Source organism: Pseudomonas sp. OV546, from assembly GCF_900116845.1.
Classification (GTDB): domain Bacteria; phylum Pseudomonadota; class Gammaproteobacteria; order Pseudomonadales; family Pseudomonadaceae; genus Aquipseudomonas; species Aquipseudomonas petroselini.
Genome location: NZ_FPCE01000014.1, coordinates 94,300 through 113,556 on the forward strand (window position 1 = coordinate 94,300; position 19,257 = coordinate 113,556).

At 61.6% G+C, this 19,257-nt stretch carries 20 protein-coding genes; 12 read left to right on the plus strand and 8 right to left on the minus strand.

Annotation, left to right across the window (positions count from 1 at the left end):
• Positions 1-26: 26 nt before the first annotated feature.
• A complete protein-coding gene (locus BM403_RS25830; protein WP_093545697.1) occupies positions 27-908 on the minus strand; it encodes a LysR family transcriptional regulator in 882 nt (293 codons plus the stop codon).
• A 113-nt stretch (positions 909-1,021) separates the two neighbouring features.
• Here BM403_RS25830 and BM403_RS25835 point away from each other — a divergent pair, with 113 nt between their 5' ends.
• Complete coding sequence (locus tag BM403_RS25835) at positions 1,022-1,936, plus strand: arginase family protein (RefSeq protein WP_093545700.1); 915 nt, start codon at positions 1,022-1,024, stop codon at positions 1,934-1,936.
• On the opposite strand, the gene BM403_RS25840 is transcribed toward BM403_RS25835, so the two are convergent.
• The 6 genes from BM403_RS25840 to hpaA form a co-directional block, all read right to left on the minus strand.
• Complete coding sequence (locus BM403_RS25840; protein WP_093545853.1) at positions 1,916-3,382, minus strand: amidase; 1,467 nt, start codon at positions 3,380-3,382, stop codon at positions 1,916-1,918. The two genes, BM403_RS25835 and BM403_RS25840, sit on opposite strands and share 21 nt — an antisense overlap.
• Before the next feature lie 14 nt (positions 3,383-3,396).
• The gene (locus BM403_RS25845; protein ID WP_093545705.1) at positions 3,397-4,629 is read right to left on the minus strand and encodes an MFS transporter; all 1,233 of its coding nucleotides are present in this window, start codon (positions 4,627-4,629) and stop codon (positions 3,397-3,399) included.
• A 10-nt stretch (positions 4,630-4,639) separates the two neighbouring features.
• Positions 4,640-5,572: a SphA family protein gene (locus BM403_RS25850; RefSeq protein WP_093545708.1), complete on the minus strand. Its 933-nt coding sequence runs from the start codon at positions 5,570-5,572 to the stop codon at positions 4,640-4,642.
• Positions 5,573-5,640: 68 nt separating this feature from the next.
• Positions 5,641-6,633 (minus strand): helix-turn-helix domain-containing protein, encoded by a 993-nt coding sequence (locus BM403_RS25855; RefSeq protein WP_093545711.1) that lies wholly within the window; start codon positions 6,631-6,633, stop codon positions 5,641-5,643.
• 168 nt (positions 6,634-6,801) lie between these two features.
• Positions 6,802-7,224 (minus strand): homoprotocatechuate degradation operon regulator HpaR, encoded by a 423-nt coding sequence (gene hpaR / locus BM403_RS25860; RefSeq protein WP_046036095.1) that lies wholly within the window; start codon positions 7,222-7,224, stop codon positions 6,802-6,804.
• Between the two features lie 184 nt (positions 7,225-7,408).
• Positions 7,409-8,314, minus strand: a complete 906-nt coding sequence (gene hpaA / locus BM403_RS25865; RefSeq protein ID WP_093545714.1) for a 4-hydroxyphenylacetate catabolism regulatory protein HpaA — start codon at positions 8,312-8,314, stop codon at positions 7,409-7,411.
• A gap of 180 nt (positions 8,315-8,494) precedes the next feature.
• Between hpaA and BM403_RS25870 the strand changes: the two genes are divergently transcribed.
• The 8 genes from BM403_RS25870 to hpaI are packed head-to-tail and all read left to right on the plus strand — an operon-like array spanning position 8,495 to position 15,732.
• On the plus strand, positions 8,495-9,163 hold the full coding sequence (locus tag BM403_RS25870) for a fumarylacetoacetate hydrolase family protein (RefSeq protein ID WP_093545717.1): 669 nt from the start codon (positions 8,495-8,497) through the stop codon (positions 9,161-9,163).
• Positions 9,160-9,930 carry a fumarylacetoacetate hydrolase family protein gene (locus tag BM403_RS25875; protein ID WP_093545720.1) on the plus strand — a complete coding sequence of 257 codons (771 nt, stop codon included), beginning with the start codon at positions 9,160-9,162 and terminating at the stop codon, positions 9,928-9,930. Before BM403_RS25870 ends, BM403_RS25875 begins: the two co-directional genes overlap by 4 nt.
• A 5-nt stretch (positions 9,931-9,935) precedes the next feature.
• Positions 9,936-11,396: a 5-carboxymethyl-2-hydroxymuconate semialdehyde dehydrogenase gene (hpaE, locus tag BM403_RS25880; protein ID WP_012724433.1), complete on the plus strand. Its 1,461-nt coding sequence runs from the start codon at positions 9,936-9,938 to the stop codon at positions 11,394-11,396.
• A gap of 50 nt (positions 11,397-11,446) precedes the next feature.
• Complete coding sequence (gene hpaD / locus BM403_RS25885) at positions 11,447-12,304, plus strand: 3,4-dihydroxyphenylacetate 2,3-dioxygenase (RefSeq protein WP_093545723.1); 858 nt, start codon at positions 11,447-11,449, stop codon at positions 12,302-12,304.
• A gap of 45 nt (positions 12,305-12,349) precedes the next feature.
• On the plus strand, positions 12,350-12,742 hold the full coding sequence (locus BM403_RS25890) for a 5-carboxymethyl-2-hydroxymuconate Delta-isomerase (protein ID WP_012724435.1): 393 nt from the start codon (positions 12,350-12,352) through the stop codon (positions 12,740-12,742).
• A 50-nt stretch (positions 12,743-12,792) separates the two neighbouring features.
• The gene (locus tag BM403_RS25895; RefSeq protein ID WP_093545725.1) at positions 12,793-14,097 is read left to right on the plus strand and encodes an MFS transporter; all 1,305 of its coding nucleotides are present in this window, start codon (positions 12,793-12,795) and stop codon (positions 14,095-14,097) included.
• Positions 14,098-14,110: 13 nt separating this feature from the next.
• Entirely contained in the window at positions 14,111-14,914 is an 804-nt protein-coding gene (hpaH, locus tag BM403_RS25900; RefSeq protein ID WP_064053537.1) for a 2-oxo-hept-4-ene-1,7-dioate hydratase, read from the plus strand.
• A 14-nt stretch (positions 14,915-14,928) separates the two neighbouring features.
• Positions 14,929-15,732, plus strand: a complete 804-nt coding sequence (gene hpaI / locus BM403_RS25905) for a 4-hydroxy-2-oxoheptanedioate aldolase (RefSeq protein WP_093545728.1) — start codon at positions 14,929-14,931, stop codon at positions 15,730-15,732.
• A gap of 406 nt (positions 15,733-16,138) precedes the next feature.
• Here hpaI and hpaR (BM403_RS25915) read toward each other — a convergent pair whose 3' ends face one another.
• Entirely contained in the window at positions 16,139-16,561 is a 423-nt protein-coding gene (gene hpaR, locus BM403_RS25915) for a homoprotocatechuate degradation operon regulator HpaR (protein WP_012724439.1), read from the minus strand.
• A 237-nt stretch (positions 16,562-16,798) separates the two neighbouring features.
• Here hpaR (BM403_RS25915) and BM403_RS25920 point away from each other — a divergent pair, with 237 nt between their 5' ends.
• From BM403_RS25920 to BM403_RS25930, 3 genes are read left to right on the plus strand one after another with little or no spacing between them, the layout of a single operon-like run.
• Positions 16,799-18,097 (plus strand): NAD(P)/FAD-dependent oxidoreductase, encoded by a 1,299-nt coding sequence (locus BM403_RS25920; protein WP_093545731.1) that lies wholly within the window; start codon positions 16,799-16,801, stop codon positions 18,095-18,097.
• Between the two features lie 31 nt (positions 18,098-18,128).
• Entirely contained in the window at positions 18,129-18,494 is a 366-nt protein-coding gene (locus BM403_RS25925) for a cupin domain-containing protein (protein WP_012724441.1), read from the plus strand.
• 57 nt (positions 18,495-18,551) lie between these two features.
• Entirely contained in the window at positions 18,552-19,211 is a 660-nt protein-coding gene (locus BM403_RS25930; protein ID WP_012724442.1) for a helix-turn-helix transcriptional regulator, read from the plus strand.
• Positions 19,212-19,257: the final 46 nt, after the last annotated feature.

The following is a 19,257-nucleotide window of genomic DNA, read 5'->3' on the forward strand; positions in this document are numbered from 1 at the left end:
TGGCCTCTCGATGACGACCGCTGTCCTCAACCGGCAAGACGCATGGAGAGAAAGTCCAGCAACGTCTTGAGGGCGTTCGGCATACGCTGGCGTGACAGGTAAACGGCATGGATGCCGATGGGTTTGATGCGATATTCAGGAAACAGTCGAATCAGGCGCCCCTCCTTGATGGCCTGCCCGGCAGCGAAATGCGGGAGCATCGACACGCCTGTTCCGCTCAGCGCAGCACGCACGATGATCGACGCCTCGTTAGTGCTGAAGCTGCCAGTGACCGGCACCGAGACGTTCTCACCGTCAACGATGAAATGCCAAAGGCTGCGTCCGTAATACGCGTAGGTCAGGCAATTGTGGACGGCCAAGTCTCTCACGTCGCCCGGTACGCCATGGCGCTGGAGATAGGCCGGGCTCGCACAGATGAACGAATCCACTTCGCCGAGCTTCTTCGCGATCACCCCCGGATCAAGGTTGTCAGTCACCCTGATCGCCAGGTCAATGCCCTCTTGCGCAAGATTGGTCATGCCATCGGCAATCTGCAAGTCGATGGCGACAGCCGGGTACAGCTGGAGAAACTCCATCAGCAGATCCGTCAGGCAATACTCGGCAAAAATCGACGGTGCAGTGACCCTGAGCAGGCCCTTGGGCGCACTCTCGGCTTGCGACCCCAGCACCTTGACGTCGGTCGATAGCGCCACCAGTTCCTTGCAAAGGGGCAGCAGTTGTTCGCCCGCGGCGGTCAGGCTGAGTTTGCGTGTGGTCCTGTGCAGCAGCCGTATCTCGGCCCATTCCTCCATCAACCCGATGTAACGCGTGGCCATCGCCCTGGACATCCCCAGGTGCGTGGCGGCCGCCGAAATGCTTCCCCTGGCGACTGTCTCAAGGAAGACTTTTGCCGCAGTCAACCGGTCCATATGCGCGCTCTGTGCAACAAAGCGTCAACTATAGCCCTGCATATCTTCATCCGCTAAGCGAATACGGTAGCAACCAACTGATTCCGTCTATTCCTGGAACCGGAGAATTTTGCATGTCCGACGCCAACGGCAAGACCCTGCGTTTGCTGTTTCCACAATGGCAAGGTGGCAACAACCCGCCCTATCACTTCGGCGCCCAGCTTCTGTCCTGGCTGGCGCCTGAACACCTCGGCCCGGTCGAAGAGGTTCCTGTGAATCTCCCTGACGGCTCAACACTTACGCCGGAAGGCGGGATCATCGGCCGAAGCGCGTTGCTGCGCCAGTTGCACGCTGCGCGTGCGCTGATCGACAAGCATCAACCGGATCGCCTTGTTGTTCTGGGCGGCGACTGCCTGGTGGACCTGGCGCCGTTTGCCTACCTGAACGAGCGTTATGACGCAGACCTGGCCATTCTCTGGGTGGATGCTCACCCGGACATCCTGACGCCCAACGACTTTCAGCACGCCCACGCGATGGTGCTGGGCAACCTGCTGGGCGAAGGAGACCCTGACTTCCTGAAAGCGGTGAAGCGTCCAATCAAACCCGCCAATGTGATGTACGCAGGCCTGCAAGCAACGATGGACGTTGAAACCGCAATGATCGCCAGGCTGGGCCTGTCGAGTGCAAGTCCTGGCGAACTGGCGTGTTCCAGCGAGCCCGTCTTGCAATGGCTTAAATCGACAGGAGCGAAGCATCTGGCGATCCACTTCGACCTGGACGTGCTGGACCCGACGCTGTTTCGTTCATTACTGTTCGCCAACCCTGACGTTCCTGCCAGCACATGGGACGGCATCGCTCAGGGAAAAATGACCATGGCGCAGGTTGTTCGTCTCCTCGGGGATGTGGCAAACGTCATCGATGTGGTCGGAATCGGTATTGCCGAACACCTGCCGTGGGACGCGTTGGCACTAAAAAACATGCTGACCAAACTGCCGCTGATTGGCCAGCCAGAAACGAAACTTAGCGTTTCACCGGCGCATCGAAGCTGACCGCTGACAGGCATTGACCGGTGGTATCCGTCCGCGCCAGGGCTGGGCGCGCTCCAGCTGCGCGGCGAGTGCAAACAAGGTGCTTTCCTCACCAAAACGACCGGCAAAATGCGCCCCCATCGGCAGGCCTGCCGCGCTCCAGTACAGCGGCACCGACATTGCCGGTTGCCCACTGGCGTTGAACAGTGCGGTGAATGGCGAATAGCTGTGAAACCGCTCAATCAGCTCATCGAGGCTCAAGCGTTCGTCTTGCAGGTCCAGCTCACCGATCGGTGCCGGCTCACGCGCCAGGGTCGGCGTGAGGATCAGGTCGTAATCCTGCATGAACACCGCCAATTGCCGACCCAAGGCATGAATCCCCTCCACCGCCCCGGCGTACTGCGCACCGCTGACCTCGCCTTTGCTGCGCAAAATGATGCGGGTACGGGCTTCAAGCTCCTCAGGCTGTACCGCGAAACCGCGCATCTGTCCCAGGACGTCGAGATAGTGGCGAGTACTTGCACCGATGATGGTGAAGACCTGGTCGAGAAACGCCGGCATCGCGACGGGCAAGCTGACCGGTTCAACGGGGTGCCCCAAGGATTGGCACAAGCGGGCGGCCTGGCGCACCGCTTCCAGACTTTCGCGGGAGGTCGGCCAAGGCTCGAGTTGCTCAACCAGCGCGATACGCAGAGGCCGGGGGTCACGCTGCAGTGCCGTGACATAAGGCTGCACCTGCTGCGGCGCGGCGTACGGCGCACCCACGTCGATCCCGGCGGTGGCATCCAATAGCGCGGCGCTGTCGCGTACCGACAGGGTAATGGCATGGGGGGTGCCCATCCCGGCCCAGCCTTCGCCGACCATCGGCCCGGATGGCAACAGCCCACGGCTGGGCTTGAGACCAAACACGCCACAGCAGGAGGCTGGCACACGCAAGGAGCCGCCGCCATCGTTGCCATGGGCAAACGGCACCACGCGTGCCGCCACCAAGGCTGCCGCGCCGCCGCTGGACCCACCGGCACTGTGGTCGACATTCCAGGGGTTGCGGGTGGCGCCAAAGCGGTTGGACTCGGTGGAGTACGACGTGCCGAACTCGGGTGACGTACTGGTGCCGAGAATCACGCAACCGGCCCGGCGGATACGGCTCACGTGTTCGGCGTCAAAGTCTGCGCGAAAGCCTCCCAGCGCGTGCGAGCCATTGGTCATCGCCGCGCCGTTGACCGGTGAAAACAGGTCCTTGATCAAGGTCGGCACCCCAGCAAACACCCCGCGACCGGGGCGCGATGCGAGGGCGGCCTCGCGGGCGGATTCGTACAGCCGCTCGGCGACCGCGTTGAGATGCGGTTCGACCAGTTCAATGCGATCAATCACCGCCTCCAACAGCTCGCCCGGTTGCACCTCACCGCGCCTGATCCACTCGGCCAGGCCGGTGGCGTCTTCACTGTCCAGCAGGTTCTGGATGTCCATCTTCATTTCCTCTCTTACGAATGACTTGAGCCGAGTGTCTGGGTCAGTGCTTTGCGCCGTGCCTGCAGGCCTGCCAGCGCCCATGCCAGGGCCGAGGCAAAACTGGCGAATGCCAGCCATTGGATGGCGTGAGGCAGATCACCCGAGTAAACGCTGAGCACGGCCACCACCAGCGGGCTGACAAATTGGCCGAAGTACAAAAACGCGGTGAACCCGCCGAGGCCGCGCCCTCGGTTTTTGGCGTTAAGGGCATTCATCACCGGCGCCATCGCATTGGGCACCAGCAGTCCCGCGCCCACGCCGTGAATCAGCACCGCTACCAGCACCGCGTTGTAGCTTTGCCCCCGCATCAGCAGCCATAACCCCAGGCCCAGCAGGCTCAGCAACAGCGCATTGCACCCAGCGATGCCGACGCGGCGGCGCAGCAGCGGCCAGGCCAACGAACCGACCAAGGTCGCCAGCAGCGCCAGGCCCGCCGACAGCCCGATCATCGTGCTCGACGTCACCCCAAGGCTCACCAGCAGAATCGGCGCCTGGATCGGCACGACAAAACTCAGGACCATGCCGCTGAGGATCAGCAGGTAACCGACCACCAAGGGCAGCATCGCCACCCTGCCCTGCTCAGGCGTCTCGACCAACTGCCGGGTGGCCGCAGGCTCCCAGAGCACCTTGATCATCACCGGTACCAACAGCAGCGGCAGCAGGTACAACAGGAAGGGCAGGCGCCAGGAGTGCTCGCCCAACGCCCCGCCCACCACGAAGAACAACGAGCCCACCAGGCCGATAGTCACCACCTGCCGATTGATGTACCGCAGCCGCTCTTCGCCGTGCCAATAGTCGGCAATCAGCGTGGCGCAGCAGGTCATCACCGCCGCCTCCGCCGCGCCGAACAACAGGCGTACGCCGACGATGGCCGGCAAGTTATCCAGCAGTGCCGGGATGGCCCCGAGCACGGCATACAACAGCGTGGCGATCACCAGCAAGGCCTTGCGCCCGACCCGGTCGGCCAACCAGCCGGCTAGGGGCGCGCACAGTGCAATCGCCAGGGCCGGCCCGGTGACCGCCAAGGGCACCAGCAGGTCGGCGCGGGGCTCCAGCGGGCCGAACTCGGCCCCCAGCTTGGGCAGGATCGGCGCCACCATGACGGCGCCCATGATGGTCAGGCTGCTGCCCAGCATCAGCACCAGCCCTTCACGACGCCCGGTGGCTTGCCGTGGAGATAAGGAATCGGAATGTGATGAGTTCATGCTCAGCCCCCTAGAAACTTTGCGAAATACGCAGCGCCACGGTGTAACCCTCGGCACGGTTGCGGGCATCGGTTTCCTTGTAGGCATGCAGCCACACGGGAGGCAGACCGGGCTTGAAGTAACTCACTGCCGGCCCGATGGCCAGCACCCGCGCACGGTTGCCCGATTGCAGCCCGGGCGCATCGTCATCGGTGAACTGGCGGTAGTAGTAACCCCCCAGGCCCAAGGTCCACGGCCCCACGTGCTGACCCACGGCAAACTCGTGCCGGTACTCGACACCGTTCTTGTAGTCGGTCGCGGGGTTGCGGGTATTGACGTCGACCTCAACGCTTGAGGAAACCTCAAAGCCGCCGTCGGTGATGTAGGTCGCGTTGAAGATTGGCGAAAACGTCCAATGGTTGAGCCCCGGCGAAATCAACCGATTCTTGTCGTAGTCACCGGTGGGCGCCTGGATCTGCAACTGCGTGTTGATGAACAGATTCGGCGACAGGTTCCACTGCAGGATCACCGGCAGCAATTGCACGTCCGCCATGCGAAACGGATCAGCCTCCAGGTTCAGCGGCCCGACCGGCGTCGGCACCTTGACGGAGGCGTCCATCTTGAAAAACGGTACCACCGTGCCGAACCCGTATTGGGCGCCCAGCACGGTGTAATCCGTCATGCGCATGTAGGCGACGCCAATGGACAACACATCCAGTGAGAAGTGGTTGTCAACTGAGCGGCCGTGACGGTCCTTCTGCACGTTGGCGGAGTAAAACGCCGTTCGCAGCCCCAGCGTCCCGAACGGTGTGGCTGGCGGCATCATGCCCGCGCCAAAATCGTACACACCAACAGCGGTCGTCGGCGCACCGTTCTCGGTGCCGTGCACGCTGGCGCAGCAACCCAGCAGCCCCAGGGTAAACAGCGTCGTCCGTGCGACGCGTGCATTATTGTTATGAATCATCGAATGCCCCTCCCATCAAGTGGTGTGGGCCATCCTAGTAAGCACCAGCGTATGCCGGTTATCCGTTTTCAGCAGAGTTGAGTGCGACGCAGGGTCTGTGATGGGCTTTCGCCAAACATGGTGCGGTAATCGCTCGAGAACCGACTCAAATGCCAGAACCCCCAACGCGCCGCCACTTCTTGTACGCCATGGGATTGGGTGCGGGTTCGCAGTTCGCGGCGCACCGCATTGAGGCGCAGCGCACGCAGATAGGCCACCGGGTTGATGCCCAGGGTTTCCTGGAAACAGTACTGAAGTTTGCGCCGGCTGGCGCCGATGTGGTTGCACAGGTCGAGGATCGACAGCGGTTCGTCGAGGTGGCTCAACGCATATTCGCGCGCCCGGTCGACCATCCTTTTGCGCGCCGTCGGGTTAAGGGGTGGCGCCTGGTCCGGCGCGATCAACTCCAGCACGTGCAGCATCACCGCATCCCGTATGCCGCGCCGGATCGAGTCATGCCCCAGCACGGCATCACGGCCCTGGTCGCAACCCGCCAGCGCATCGAACAACCCTGCGAGTTCACGTTGCACAGATGAATCGCCCAAGCGGTAACACTTGGGAAGATCGGTAATTCGAAACTCACTGCCCTGACGCTCCAGGACGTGTGCCAGTGCGTGTTCTTCAATGGCCACACTGAGCAAATCCAAGTGCTGTGGCGTGTGCAGCTCGGGAAGGTTTTCACCGTGGGCCACCAACAGGCTGGGCGCATGGATCGGGTGACCCGAGCAATACACCGGGCCGTCGGCACTCAAGGGAAGGCTGAAGGTGATGGCGCCTTTCCAGGCTGCGCCACTCTTGATCATGGCCTGATTAGCGCGGTCGCGCACCAGTTGCATCCAGCCCGAGCGGAACTCCACCAGCTCACCTTCAAAGGCGCCCGGCGATAACTGATCGTAGCGAACCTGCCAGCCGCCCATATTGCGCGCGTGTTCATCGATATCGCTGGTCAGAAAACGCTGGAGGGGTAACGCCGGTGGAAGCACCACCGAGGCCGCAGGCATCCGCACATTATTATTGTTCATCGACCCAACCTTTTTCAGTTCCAAGGCTTACAGGTCAGATCGCACGCAAGTTCCATTCCGGACCTGGGGCGGGTCGTGTATTTGTGCCGAAATTGGATAGTAAAGATTGGCCAGCGCAATGCCCTCGCCGGGCAAACACGTTCACCTATTAACTAAAATGTCGTGCATTCAAGGCTTGATATTTTTCAGCTCGTTCAGCAATCCCAGGAGTTGCTCCATTTTCTCGGCGCCAAACTGTTCTTCGATTTTCTGGTAGTTGCTTTCCATGCCTGCGCTCATGGAGACGAAGCATTGCTGGCCGCGCTCGGTGAGGCCCACGAACACCCGGCGCTGATCCTGGCTGGACTTCTGCCGCCGCACCAGGCCGTCACGCTCCAGGCGCGTCAACACACCGGTCATGCTCGGCTTCAGGATGCAGGCCTGCAAAGCCAGTTGATGGCTTTCGAGTTCACCCAGCTCGCGCAGGATCCGAATGACCCGCCACTGCTGCTCAGTCAGTTCATGCTTGTTCAGGGCCGGACGGAAGAAGGCCATTGCGGCCTCACGGGCTTGCAGCAGGGTCAGGGTCAGCGAAGGTCTTGGGTTGGCCATAAACGGCACCACTTGAATGGGCGAGTCGGCAGCTTAGTGTCGCCGGCCAGCGGCTGCAAGCGGCGTGGGCGCGGTGAAAAGTACAAGCGGTTCTGTGTAAAAGCCATTCTGTCGCGCCACTGCGATGCGCATGATGATCCGCACACGATCAACAAGACCAAGGTGCGAAGCCGCCATGCCTGGCTCAACGCAACCCCGATTGGCGCTGGCGGTACTCCCCCGGCGTGAGCTGCGCGTAACGCTGGAAAAACCGGCTGAAATAGGCCGGGTCCTTGAACCCCAACTGGTAGCAGATTTCGTTGGCCGAGCTGCCCGTAAACAGCAGCAGGCGCTTGGCCTCTTGCATCAGGCGTTCGAGGATCAGGCGCTTGGACGGCAGGTCGGCGATGCGGCGGCACACGTCATTAAGCCGTGCCTCGGTCACCCCGATGCCTTGGGCGTAACGCGACAACGGCCAGTGCTGCTGGTAGTGCGCTTCGATCAGCTCATTGAAACGGTGGAAGATTTTCAAGTCCTCGTGGCGGGCAGGCGTGGCTTTCAGCGAATGGGAACACAGCCGCAACAGGCTGATCATGATCAACCGCGTCAGGCTGTCCAGGGCCGCACTGCGCCCCGACCGCTGGGCTTTCATCTCGTCGCTCAGCGACTCAAACAGAACGTCCAACCGGCGGATATCGTCTGCGTATTGCGGCCCCAACTGCGCCAGGGCCACACACGCGGCGGGCAAGTGCGCCCCCGTCGGCGCCAGGCTGGCGTCGGCTTCGATCAGTTGCCACACCAATTGCTGACGCACCGTCAGCACGTGCCCGTCGCTGTCCGGCTCGGTCACGAAGGAATGCGCGACCGTGGGTGGCGTGAGGAAGAACATCGGTCCCGATTCGACGTACTGCTGGTCGTCCAAGTACACGCGCACAGTGCCGCTTTTCACGTAGTGAACCTGGAAAAACCGGTCGTGCCGATGCACCGGCATGTTACGGCCGAAAAAATCCGCCAGGTTGGCCAACTGGTCGTAATGCACTTCGGCATCACTGTAGCGCTGGTCGTAGACCTGGCCAATGTTGATGTTCGGAATGGGTTGACGGTCGCTCATCGCACGCTACTCGTTTTTAGTGTGATTGCCGCCGTGCAGCGGCTCTCATCCTGCACCGATTCGGTCGGCACAACCACCGAAGAAACAGTCTGTCACGCTTGACGATAGTTAACATCTTAATTATAACGGTTAACACATTAACTAAATCCAGGGCCTCCATGGACCCTGCCAGGAGAATGCATGAGCCGCGCCTTGCATGACGTCGCGACGGGCACCCTTTTCGGTGTCGCGCTGAACTACCAGGGGTTGCTCAAGCAGCACCTCGCCGAATTCGAAGCGCCGCCGTATCAGAAGCCGCCGGTCAAACCGGTGCTGTTCATCAAGACGCCCAACACGCGTAACCAAAACGGTGGCGATGTCGTGCACCCTGGCCAGGGCGAACGCCTGCAGCCTGGGCCGGCATTGGCGGTGGTGATGGGCAAGGACGCCAGCCGCGTCAGTGCAGCCGACGCCCTCGACTACGTGGCCGGTTTTACCCTCGTCAACGAGTTCAGCCTGCCGGAAGACAGCTACTACCGCCCCGCCGTCAAAGCCAAATGCCGCGATGGGTTCTGCGCCATCGGGCCGGAGCTGGTGCCGACCGCACAGCTGGATGACCTGCACAGCCTGGCGATCACGCTGTACGTCAACGGCGAGATCCGCCAGCAAAACACCACGGCCAACTTCGTCCGCAGCATTCCATTGCTGATCGCCGAGATCAGCGAATTCATGACCCTGCACGCGGGCGACGTGCTGATCACCGGCACTCCCGAAGGCCGGGTGGATGTGCAGCCTGGCGATACCGTGGAGGTCGAGATCAGTGGCCTGGGCCGCCTGGTCAATCACATCAAGGCAGAGGAGCTCTCATGAAACACGCCCGTATTCGCTTTGAAGGTGAAGTCCATTCGGTACAGGTCGAAGCTGAAAACGCCGTGCGCCTGGCTGACGGCCGCCTGCTGGCCGAAGACCAGGTGCAATGGTTGCCGCCGGCCACCGGTAACATGTTCGCCCTGGGCCTGAACTACGCCGACCACGCTGCCGAACTGGCCTTCACGCCGCCGACCGAACCGCTGGCTTTCATCAAATCCGTGGGGACGTACACCGGCCACAACCAGGTGACCTGGCGCCCGGATAACGTCGCTTACATGCACTACGAGTGCGAGCTGGTGGCCGTGATCGGCAAGCCGGCGCGCAACGTCAAGCGCGAAGACGCGCTGGATTACCTGGCGGGTTACACCGTGTGCAACGACTACGCCATTCGCGACTACCTGGAAAATTACTACCGCCCCAACCTGCGCGTGAAAAACCGCGACGCGACCACGCCTGTCGGCCCGTGGATCGTCGATGTAGCCGATGTACCGGACCCAGGCAACCTGACACTGCGCACCTGGATCAACGGTGAACTGCGCCAGGAAGGCAGCACCCAGGACATGATTTTCGACATTCCCTACCTGATCGAATACCTGTCCAGCTTCATGACCTTGCAGCCCGGCGACATGATCGCCACCGGCACGCCCGAAGGCCTGGCCGACGTCGTACCTGGTGATGAAGTGATTGTGGAAGTCGAAGGCGTGGGCCGCCTGGTTAACCGAATTGTCAGCGAAACGGCGTACTTCAACGCCCGTAAAGAGGCTTGAGCAGCATGATCAAACATTGGATCAACGGCCGTGAGGTCGACAGCAAAGACGTGTTCGTCAACTACAACCCGGCCACCGGTGAAGCCATCGGTGAAGTGGCCAGCGGCGGTGCCGAGGAAGTCGCGCAAGCCGTGGCGGCCGCCAAGGAAGCCTTCCCGAAATGGGCGGGCACACCCGCGAAAGAACGTGCACGCTTGATGCGCAAGCTCGGAGAACTGATCGAACAGAACGTGCCGCACCTGGCCGAGCTGGAAACCCTCGACACCGGCCTGCCGATTCACCAGACCAAAAACGTGTTGATTCCACGGGCGTCGCACAACTTCGATTTTTTCGCTGAAGTCTGCACGCGCATGGACGGCCACAGCTACCCGGTCGATGACCAGATGCTCAACTACACGCTCTACCAACCGGTGGGTGTCTGCGCGCTGGTGTCGCCCTGGAACGTGCCGTTCATGACCGCCACCTGGAAGACCGCACCGTGCCTGGCGCTGGGCAATACCGCCGTGCTGAAGATGTCCGAGCTGTCACCGCTGACCGCCAACGAGCTGGGCCGGCTGGCCGTCGAAGCCGGCATTCCCAACGGCGTGTTGAACGTGATCCAGGGCTACGGCGCGACCGCCGGTGACGCCTTGGTGCGTCACCCCGATGTGCGCGCGATTTCCTTTACCGGCGGCACCGCCACCGGCAAGAAAATCATGCAGACCGCCGGCCTGAAAAAATACTCCATGGAACTGGGCGGCAAGTCGCCAGTGCTGATCTTCGAGGACGCCGACCTGGAACGCGCCCTCGACGCTGCGCTGTTCACCATCTTCTCGCTCAACGGCGAACGCTGCACCGCCGGGAGCCGGATCTTCATCCAGGAAAGCGTGTACCCACAGTTCGTCGCCGAGTTTGCCGCTCGCGCCAAACGCCTGATCGTCGGCGACCCGCAAGACCCGAAAACTCAGGTCGGCTCGATGATTACCCAGGCCCATTACGACAAGGTCACAGGTTACATCAAGATTGGTCTCGAAGAAGGCGCTACCCTGCTCGCCGGTGGCTTGGAGCGCCCGGCCAATCTGGCGGCGCACTTGAGCAAAGGCCAGTTTATCCAGCCAACGGTGTTTGCTGACGTGAACAACACCATGCGTATTGCCCAGGAAGAAATCTTCGGCCCGGTGGTGTGCCTGATTCCGTTCAAGGATGAAGCCGAAGCCCTGCAACTGGCCAACGCCACCGAGTATGGCCTGGCGTCCTATATCTGGACCCAGGACATCGGCAAGGCACATCGCCTGGCCTATGGCATCGAAGCGGGCATGGTGTTTATCAACAGCCAGAACGTGCGCGATCTGCGCCAGCCGTTCGGCGGTGTGAAAGGCTCAGGCACGGGTCGTGAAGGTGGCCAGTACAGTTTCGAAGTGTTCGCCGAAATCAAAAACGTGTGCATCTCGATGGGCAGCCATCACATTCCACGCTGGGGCGTCTGAGCGACACCAGAAGCCCTTAAGACAACAACAATAATTTCAGGAGAATCATCATGGGCGAAGTCGTCCTGGCGGCGAAAATCTGCCACGTACCCTCGATGTATTTGTCGGAGCTTCCCGGTAAACACCATGGTTGCCGTGAAGCGGCGATTGCCGGTCACAAAGAGATCGGCCGTCGCGCCCGCGAGCTGGGCGCCGATACCGCCGTGGTGTTCGACGTGCACTGGCTGGTCAACAGCGCCTACCACGTCAACTGCGGCGAGCACTTCAAAGGCATCTACACCAGCAATGAACTGCCGCACTTCATCAAGAACATGGAATACGAGTACCCAGGTTGCCCCGAACTGGGTGAGCTGATCGCGGCCGAAGCCAACGCCGCCGACGTGCGCACGCTGGCCCACAATATCCCGAGCCTGGAGCTGGAATACGGCACCTTGGTGCCGATGCGCTACATGCACATGGGCGTACCCGACGAGCAAAGATTCAACGTGGTGTCGGTGGCCGCCTGGTGCGCCTGGCATCGCCTGCAAGACAGCTTCAGCTTTGGCGCCGCCGTGCGCCGGGCCATCGAGAAAAGCGACCGCAAAGTCGTGGTGCTGGCCTCGGGTTCGCTGTCGCACCGTTTCTCCGACGACCGCAATGCTGAAGCCAATATCCATAACTGGACCCGCGAATTCGACAAGCAGGTCGACCTGCATGTGGTGGAACTGTGGCGCCAGGGCCGCTGGAAAGAGTTCTGCGCCATGCTGCCGGACTACGCCGAGCATTGCTTCGGCGAAGGCAAGATGCATGACACCGCCATGCTCCTGGGGTTGCTCGGCGGACCGGACTACGACAAGCCGGCCGAGATCATCACGCAACCCTTCGGCAGCTCGGGCACCGGCCAGATCAACGCCATTTTCCCTGTTTGAGCGCATGGCCGCCCGGTATCCCCGTGCGGCCACAAGGAGCCCCTCATGCCCCACTTTATCGTTGAGTACACCGACAACATCGAACAGCAAGCCGACCTGCCTGGCCTGTTCGAAACAGTCCACGCCACCCTGGGCGACAGCGGCGTGTTTCCCCTGGGTGGCATCCGCAGCCGTGGGGTGCGCCTCGACACCTGGCGCATGGCCGATGGCAAGCACGACTACGCCTTCGTGCACATGACGTTGAAGGTCGGGCATGGTCGCGACCTGGCAACCCGCCAGAAGGTCGCCGAACAACTCTTCGCGGTGATCACCCAGCACTTCGCCGCGCTGCAGGACCAGCGGCTGCTGGCGTTGTCGTTTGAAATGATCGAGCTGCACGAGCAGCTCAACTTCAAGCAAAACAACGTGCACGCCTTCCTCAAGGCGCAAGTGGGCTGACACACCCACCCGCTCGTTCCATCGGACTCTCAGACAAAAAGTATAAAACCATGAGCTCAGCCAATACCGCCGACACCCTCGGCACCGACGTCCGTGACCAAACCCACAGCACCGTGACTTGGCGGCTGATGCCGCTGCTGCTGATCTGCTACCTCTTTGCCCACCTCGACCGCATCAACATCGGCTTCGCCAAGATGCAGATGAGCGCCGACCTCAACTTCAGCGACACCGTCTACGGCTTCGGCGCCGGCCTGTTCTTCGTGGCCTACGCGCTGTTTGGCGTGCCCAGCAACATCGCGCTGGACCGCGTGGGCCCCCGTCGCTGGATTGCCGCGTTGATGGTGGTGTGGGGGGCGTTGTCGACGTGCATGTTCCTGATCGACAGCGCCATGGGCTTCTATGTGCTGCGCTTTTTGCTCGGTGTGGCCGAGGCCGGTTTCTTCCCAGGCATCCTGGTATTTTTGAACCGTTGGTACCCGGCCGGTCGGCGCGCGCAAGTCACCGCCCTGTTTGCCATCGCCGTGCCGATGGCCGGGGTCATCGGCGGGCCGCTCTCCGGCGGCATCCTGGAACACTTTCATGACCTGGGCGGTTTGCGCGGCTGGCAATGGATGTTTGTCATTGAAGGCGCCCCCGTGATTCTGCTTGGGCTGGTGGTGCTCAAGTGTCTGCCGGACAGCTTCGAAACGGTGAAGTGGCTGACGCCCGTGCAAAAGCAACAACTGCGCGAGCAGCTGCACCAGGAAGAACACCGCAAATCCATCACCTCGTTCTCGGCCATTCTCCGTAACCCGCAAGTGTGGCTGCTGGTGGCGGTGTATTTCGCGGTAATGCTGGCGGTCAACACCCTGGCGTTCTGGATGCCGACACTGATCCATGGCGCCGGCATCGGCAGTGACGGCCAGGTAGGGCTGCTCAGTGCGTTGCCCTACTTGGCCGGTTGTTTCTTCATGCTCGGCTGCGGACGATCGTCCGACCGCCACCGCGAACGCCGCTGGCACCTGTGCGTGCCCTTGCTGATGTCGGCGGCCGGTATTGCCATCGCCGGGCTCGCCCCCGCCAACCCGGCCCTGGTGCTGGGCGGCCTGATTATCGCCGGCATGGGTACCAGCGCGGCGTTGCCGATGTTCTGGCAGTTGCCGCCGGCGTTCCTGTCCAACCACACCCAAGCCGCCGGCATCGCTTTGATCAGTTCCTTCGGCAGCATCGCCTCGTTCTTTGCGCCGTACTTGATCGGCTGGATGCGCGACACCACCCAGAGCGCCAGCCTGGCGCTTTACGTGCTGGCGCTGCTCATTGCACTCGGTGGCTTGCTGGTGCTGCGCACCCAGGCGGCCATCGTCAACCCTCAGTAAGAGTACCCTTGCCATGCTTGATCAACACCTCATTCAGCAAGCCGCCGCCCGCCTCGACCAGGCTGAACGCTCACGCGAGCAGGTGCGTCAGTTTTCCCTGGATCACCCAGAAATCACTATCGAAGACGCCTATGCCATTCAACGCGCCTGGGTAGCGCAGAAAATCAAGGATGGGCGCAAGCTGGTCGGGCATAAAATCGGCCTGACCTCCCGCGCCATGCAGGTTTCGTCCAACATCACCGAGCCGGATTACGGCGCGCTGCTCGACGACATGTTCTTCGATGAAGGCACCGACATCCCGTTCGAACGCTTTATCGTGCCGCGCGTCGAGGTGGAGCTGGCGTTCATCCTCGGAAAACCGCTCAAAGGCCCGAACGTGACGGTGTTTGATGTACTGGACGCCACCGAATGGGTGATCCCGGCGCTGGAGATCATCGACGCGCGCATCCAGCAAGTCGACCCGCACACCAAGGCGACCCGCAAGGTGTTCGACACCATCTCCGACAACGCCGCCAACGCCGGCGTGGTCATGGGCGGGCGTGCCGTGCGCCCCACCGAGATCGACCTGCGCAAGGTGCCCGCCGTGCTCTACCGCAATGGCGTGATCGAGGAATCCGGCGTCTCGGCCGCCGTGCTCAATCACCCGGCCAAAGGCGTGGCCTGGCTGGCGAACAAACTGGCGGCCTATGACGTGACCCTGCAACCCGGGCAAATCATCCTGGGCGGCTCTTTCACCCGCCCTGTCGCGGCCAACCCAGGCGATACCTTCCATGTCGATTACGACATGCTGGGCTCCATCGCCTGCCGATTCGTCTAACCGGAGATCGTTCGATGGATATGCCTGTCAACACCTTCAAACAGCGCCTGCGCAGCGGTGAAACCCAGATCGGCCTGTGGCTGGGCTTGTCCGATGCCTACTGCGCCGAGCTGGCCGCCAACGCCGGGTTCGACTGGCTGCTGATCGACGGCGAACATGCGCCCAACGACCTGCGCGGCATGCTCGGCCAGCTCCAGGCCGTGGCGCCCTACCCCAGCCATCCGGTGATTCGCCCGGTCGTCGGCGACACTGCTCTGATCAAGCAAGTGCTGGATATCGGCGTGCAAACACTGCTGGTGCCCATGGTGGAAAACGCAGAGCAAGCGCGGCAACTGGTGAATGCCATCCACTACCCGCCCAACGGGGTTCGGGGCGTCGGCAGCGCACTGGCCAGGGCATCGCGCTGGAACAGCATTCCCGGTTACCTCGACCACGCCGATGAGCAGATATGCCTGCTGGTACAGATCGAAAGCCGCGAAGGCCTGGCCAACCTCGACGCGATTGCCGCCGTGGAGGGGGTTGACGGCGTGTTTATCGGGCCGGCGGACCTGAGCGCCTCGATGGGCCATCGCGGCAACCCGGCTCATCCGCAGGTGCAGACGGCAATCGAAGACGCCATTGCGCGCATCCGCAGCGCCGGCAAAGCCGCCGGTATTCTCAGCGCCGACCCGACACTGGCCCGCCGCTACATCGAACTGGGAGCGGCGTTTGTCGCGGTGGGCGTGGACACCACAGTGCTGATGCGCGGGCTACAAACCCTGGCGGCGGCGTTCAAGGGTTCATCGGCACCCACCAGCACCGCTGGCGCTATCTACTGACAGTGCAGGCGCCGGCTTGTGATCTGCTTGTGATCCAGCTTTTGATCTTGATCTCAGGCGCCCCGTCAAACACGCTGGCCGAACGCAGGCTTGAATCCGTGGGCAACCCGGCAGGACGTCGGGTTAGCCGTCCTGGGCCAAGGATGGCCCATGACGGCGGCCCACGGATTCAAGCCGGAGTGAGGGCACACCGAGCCTAGGCGAGGTGCCGAGTGTTGGGGCGAAGCGTTTTTGGTTACTTTTGGCGCTCTTCCAAAAGTGACCCGCCGTAAGGGCGGAACCCATAGCAGCCGCTACCTAAATAACGGATATGTACTCCGTCTGATCCAACATCCAGGTCGGCTGCCAGGCCGCCATCGGGGGCAAGCCCCCTCCCACATTTGGATCGGTTTACACCCACGCTTAACTAGCGCTTGAGGCCTTTAAGCTCGTTGAGCAATACCAGCAAAGTCTGCAGCTTCTCTTCGCCAAAGTCCGCCTGCAAACGCTGGTAATTGGCCTCCATGCTCTGGCTCATCGAATCGAAACACGCTTGCCCCTTCTCGGCCAGCCGCACCAGCACACGCCGTTGATCCTGTTGCGCCTTGCGCCGCTCAACCATGCCCGCCGCTTCCATGCGCACCAACACACCGGTCATGCTCGGCTTGAGGATGCACGCCAGCTCGGCCAGGCGATTGATCTCAAGCTCCTCGTGCTGGCTCAAGATACGAATGACCCGCCACTGCTGCTCGGTCAGTCCGTGTTGATTGAGCGAAGGCCGAAAAAAACCCATGGCGGCTTCACGCGCCTGGAGCAAAGTAAGGGTCAAGGATTGGCGCGGTTTGGACATAAATGGAGACGTCGTAATTAGTTAACAGATTAACAACACTCTAACACCGGCCGCCGATTGGCGTGTGCCGCTTTATTGCCCGGCCGGATTCATCGTTGACATTGGCAGCCACGATCAAGGCCGGCGGCACACAGAATCAAGACACCTACCGCTCGGAAGGCACTTAATACACCCCAACAGGCACAGAGCTGTTTGTCGGCTCTGCAGCGAGATCCCTTCATTTTTCCAGGCTGCGCCATGATCAATATCGAAACGCCTACCTACTATTCGGCAACCAAGAAATACAACCTCAGCTTTCCCACGCTCGAGCAGGACGTGGAAGCCGATGTGGTCGTGATTGGCGGCGGTTTCTCGGGCATCAATACCGCACTGGAACTTGCGGAAAAAGGCATCACCAACATCGTGGTACTCGAGGCGCGCTACCTGGGCTTCGGCGGTACGGGCCGCAACGGCGGGCAGATCATGGCGGGGATCGGCCATGACCTGGAAAAAATCAAGAACCAGGTGGGCGACGAGGGCCTGCGCCAGATCTTTGAAATCAGCGAGCTGGGCGCCGGCATCATCAAGGACCGTATCGCCAAATACGCAATCGACGCCGACTTCTGCCACGGCTATGGCTACATGGGCTTCAATGCCCGCCAGGAAAAAACCCTGCGTGCCTGGGAGAAGGACTTCCAGTCGATCAACACCAAGGACGAAATCCGTTTTATGGCCGGGTCCGAGGTCAAGCAGATCATCGGCTCCGACGCGTACACCAGCGCGTTGCTGCACATGGGCGGCGGGCACGTGCACTCGCTGAACCTGCTGCTGGGCGAAGCCAAGGCGCTGGCCGGTCATGGCGTGCGCATCTTCGAGCACAGCCCCGCCCTGGAGGTCAGCTACGGCGAGCGCATCACCGTGCGCACTGGCCGAGGGTCAGTCAAAGCCGCCAAGCTGCTGTGGGCCTGCGACAGTTTCCTCAACAAACTGGAACCTGAACTGCACAAAACCACCGTCAACACCTACGCCTTCCAGCTGATGACCGAACCGCTGTCGGACGAGATGATCCACCGCATCAGCCCGATCCGCGGTGCCTACAGCGATATTCGGCCGGTCATCGACTACTACCGCGTCACCAACGAGAACCGTCTGCTGTTCGGTGCCGCCACGCCGTTTGTCGAGCACATCCCGCTGGACCTCAAAGCCTGGAACCGCAACCTGATGTTGAAGATTTTCCCGTACCTGAAGGACGTCAAAATCGACTTGGCGTGGGGCGGGCCGATGGCGACCGGGGCCAACCTGTTCCCGCAGATCGGCACGCTGAGCGGGCTCCCCAACGCCTTCTACGTGCAGGGTTACGCGGGTTTTGGGGTTACGCCCAGCCACATCATCTGCAAGGTCTTGGCCGAAGGCATGAGCGAAGGCTCTTCGCGCTACGACCTGATCAGCTCGGTCAAGCATGCGCAGATCATGGGCAAGGATCATATCCGCCCACTGCTGCTCACGGCCGGCAAAAGCCTTCACCAACTCTCGGGCTACTTCAACGGTCGCCGTTAAGCCCCGCTGTTTCATTCACAGGAGAACTGCCATGCCCGTTACGACCCTGAAAAAAGATACCCAACTGTCGGACCTCGATGCCTGGGGCACCGTTGCCGACCTGGGCTCCGAGATCCTCGAAGGTGAAGTCAACGCCTTTGGCAAAATGACCTTCGGCGCACCGACCGACCCCGTCAGCAGCGCCTATTTCGGCACCACCCAAGGCAAATTCCGGATGGTCTACCCGTTCGCCGAGCAAGCCACGGTGGTCACCGGCGAGGTGCTGTTGACCGACGAAAGCACCGGCCAGACCACCCGCTACAAGGCCGGCGACAGCTGGTTTGTGACCAAGGGCACGCCGGTATTGTGGGAGGTGGTGAGCGAGAGTTTTGTGAAGCATTATTTCGCGGTAGTCTGATCGCTTTCGCCTGCTGGCTTCGGCCAGCAGCGTTTTCTCCGGCGCAGGTGACTGACCATGCACGCCCTCCCCGCTCAGGAAGTTGCCGGCCATTGCCTGCAGGCTTTTACCCAGCTCGTCCCCGTCAGCCAGGCGGCGTTCTATTGTGTCGACCGCCAACTGCAAGCGTGCGACTTCCGGCTGCACGGCATGAGCCGTGAAATGCACCGCGACTATCTGGACAACTACCGCCAATTCGACCCGTTGCAACCGCGCAATTGCCTGTCCAGCGGGTTGACGGTGGTGCCCCTGGGTTTCGCCATGGCACGCCAGCCGCCGCGTGACAGCCACCGTTACCGAAACTTCCTGCAGCGTTACGGCGTGGTCGATGTGGTGGAGATCGTCGCCCATCGCGCCGACCAGCCGCAGGCGGCCATCTCCTTGCTGCGCACCGCCGAACAAGGGGTGTTTACCGCCGACCAATTGACTCAGCTCAACGCGTTGCAGGCGTTGCTGCAGATGGCCGTGGCCAATATGCAGCCCTGCGACGATGCGCTGGCCGGGCTTACGCCCAAAGAGCGCCAGATCGCCTGGTTATTGCGTCAAGGTGCAAGCAACAAGCAATTGGCACTGGAGCTCGGCGTCGGCCTGCCGACCATCAAGACCCACCTGATCCACCTGTTTCGCAAGACGGGCGTGAGCAGCCGCACCGAGCTGGTCGCCGCACTGTTTCTTTAAGCCGCCTCAACCTTTCGGTTGATAGGCGAGCCTCCTCGCCCGCCGC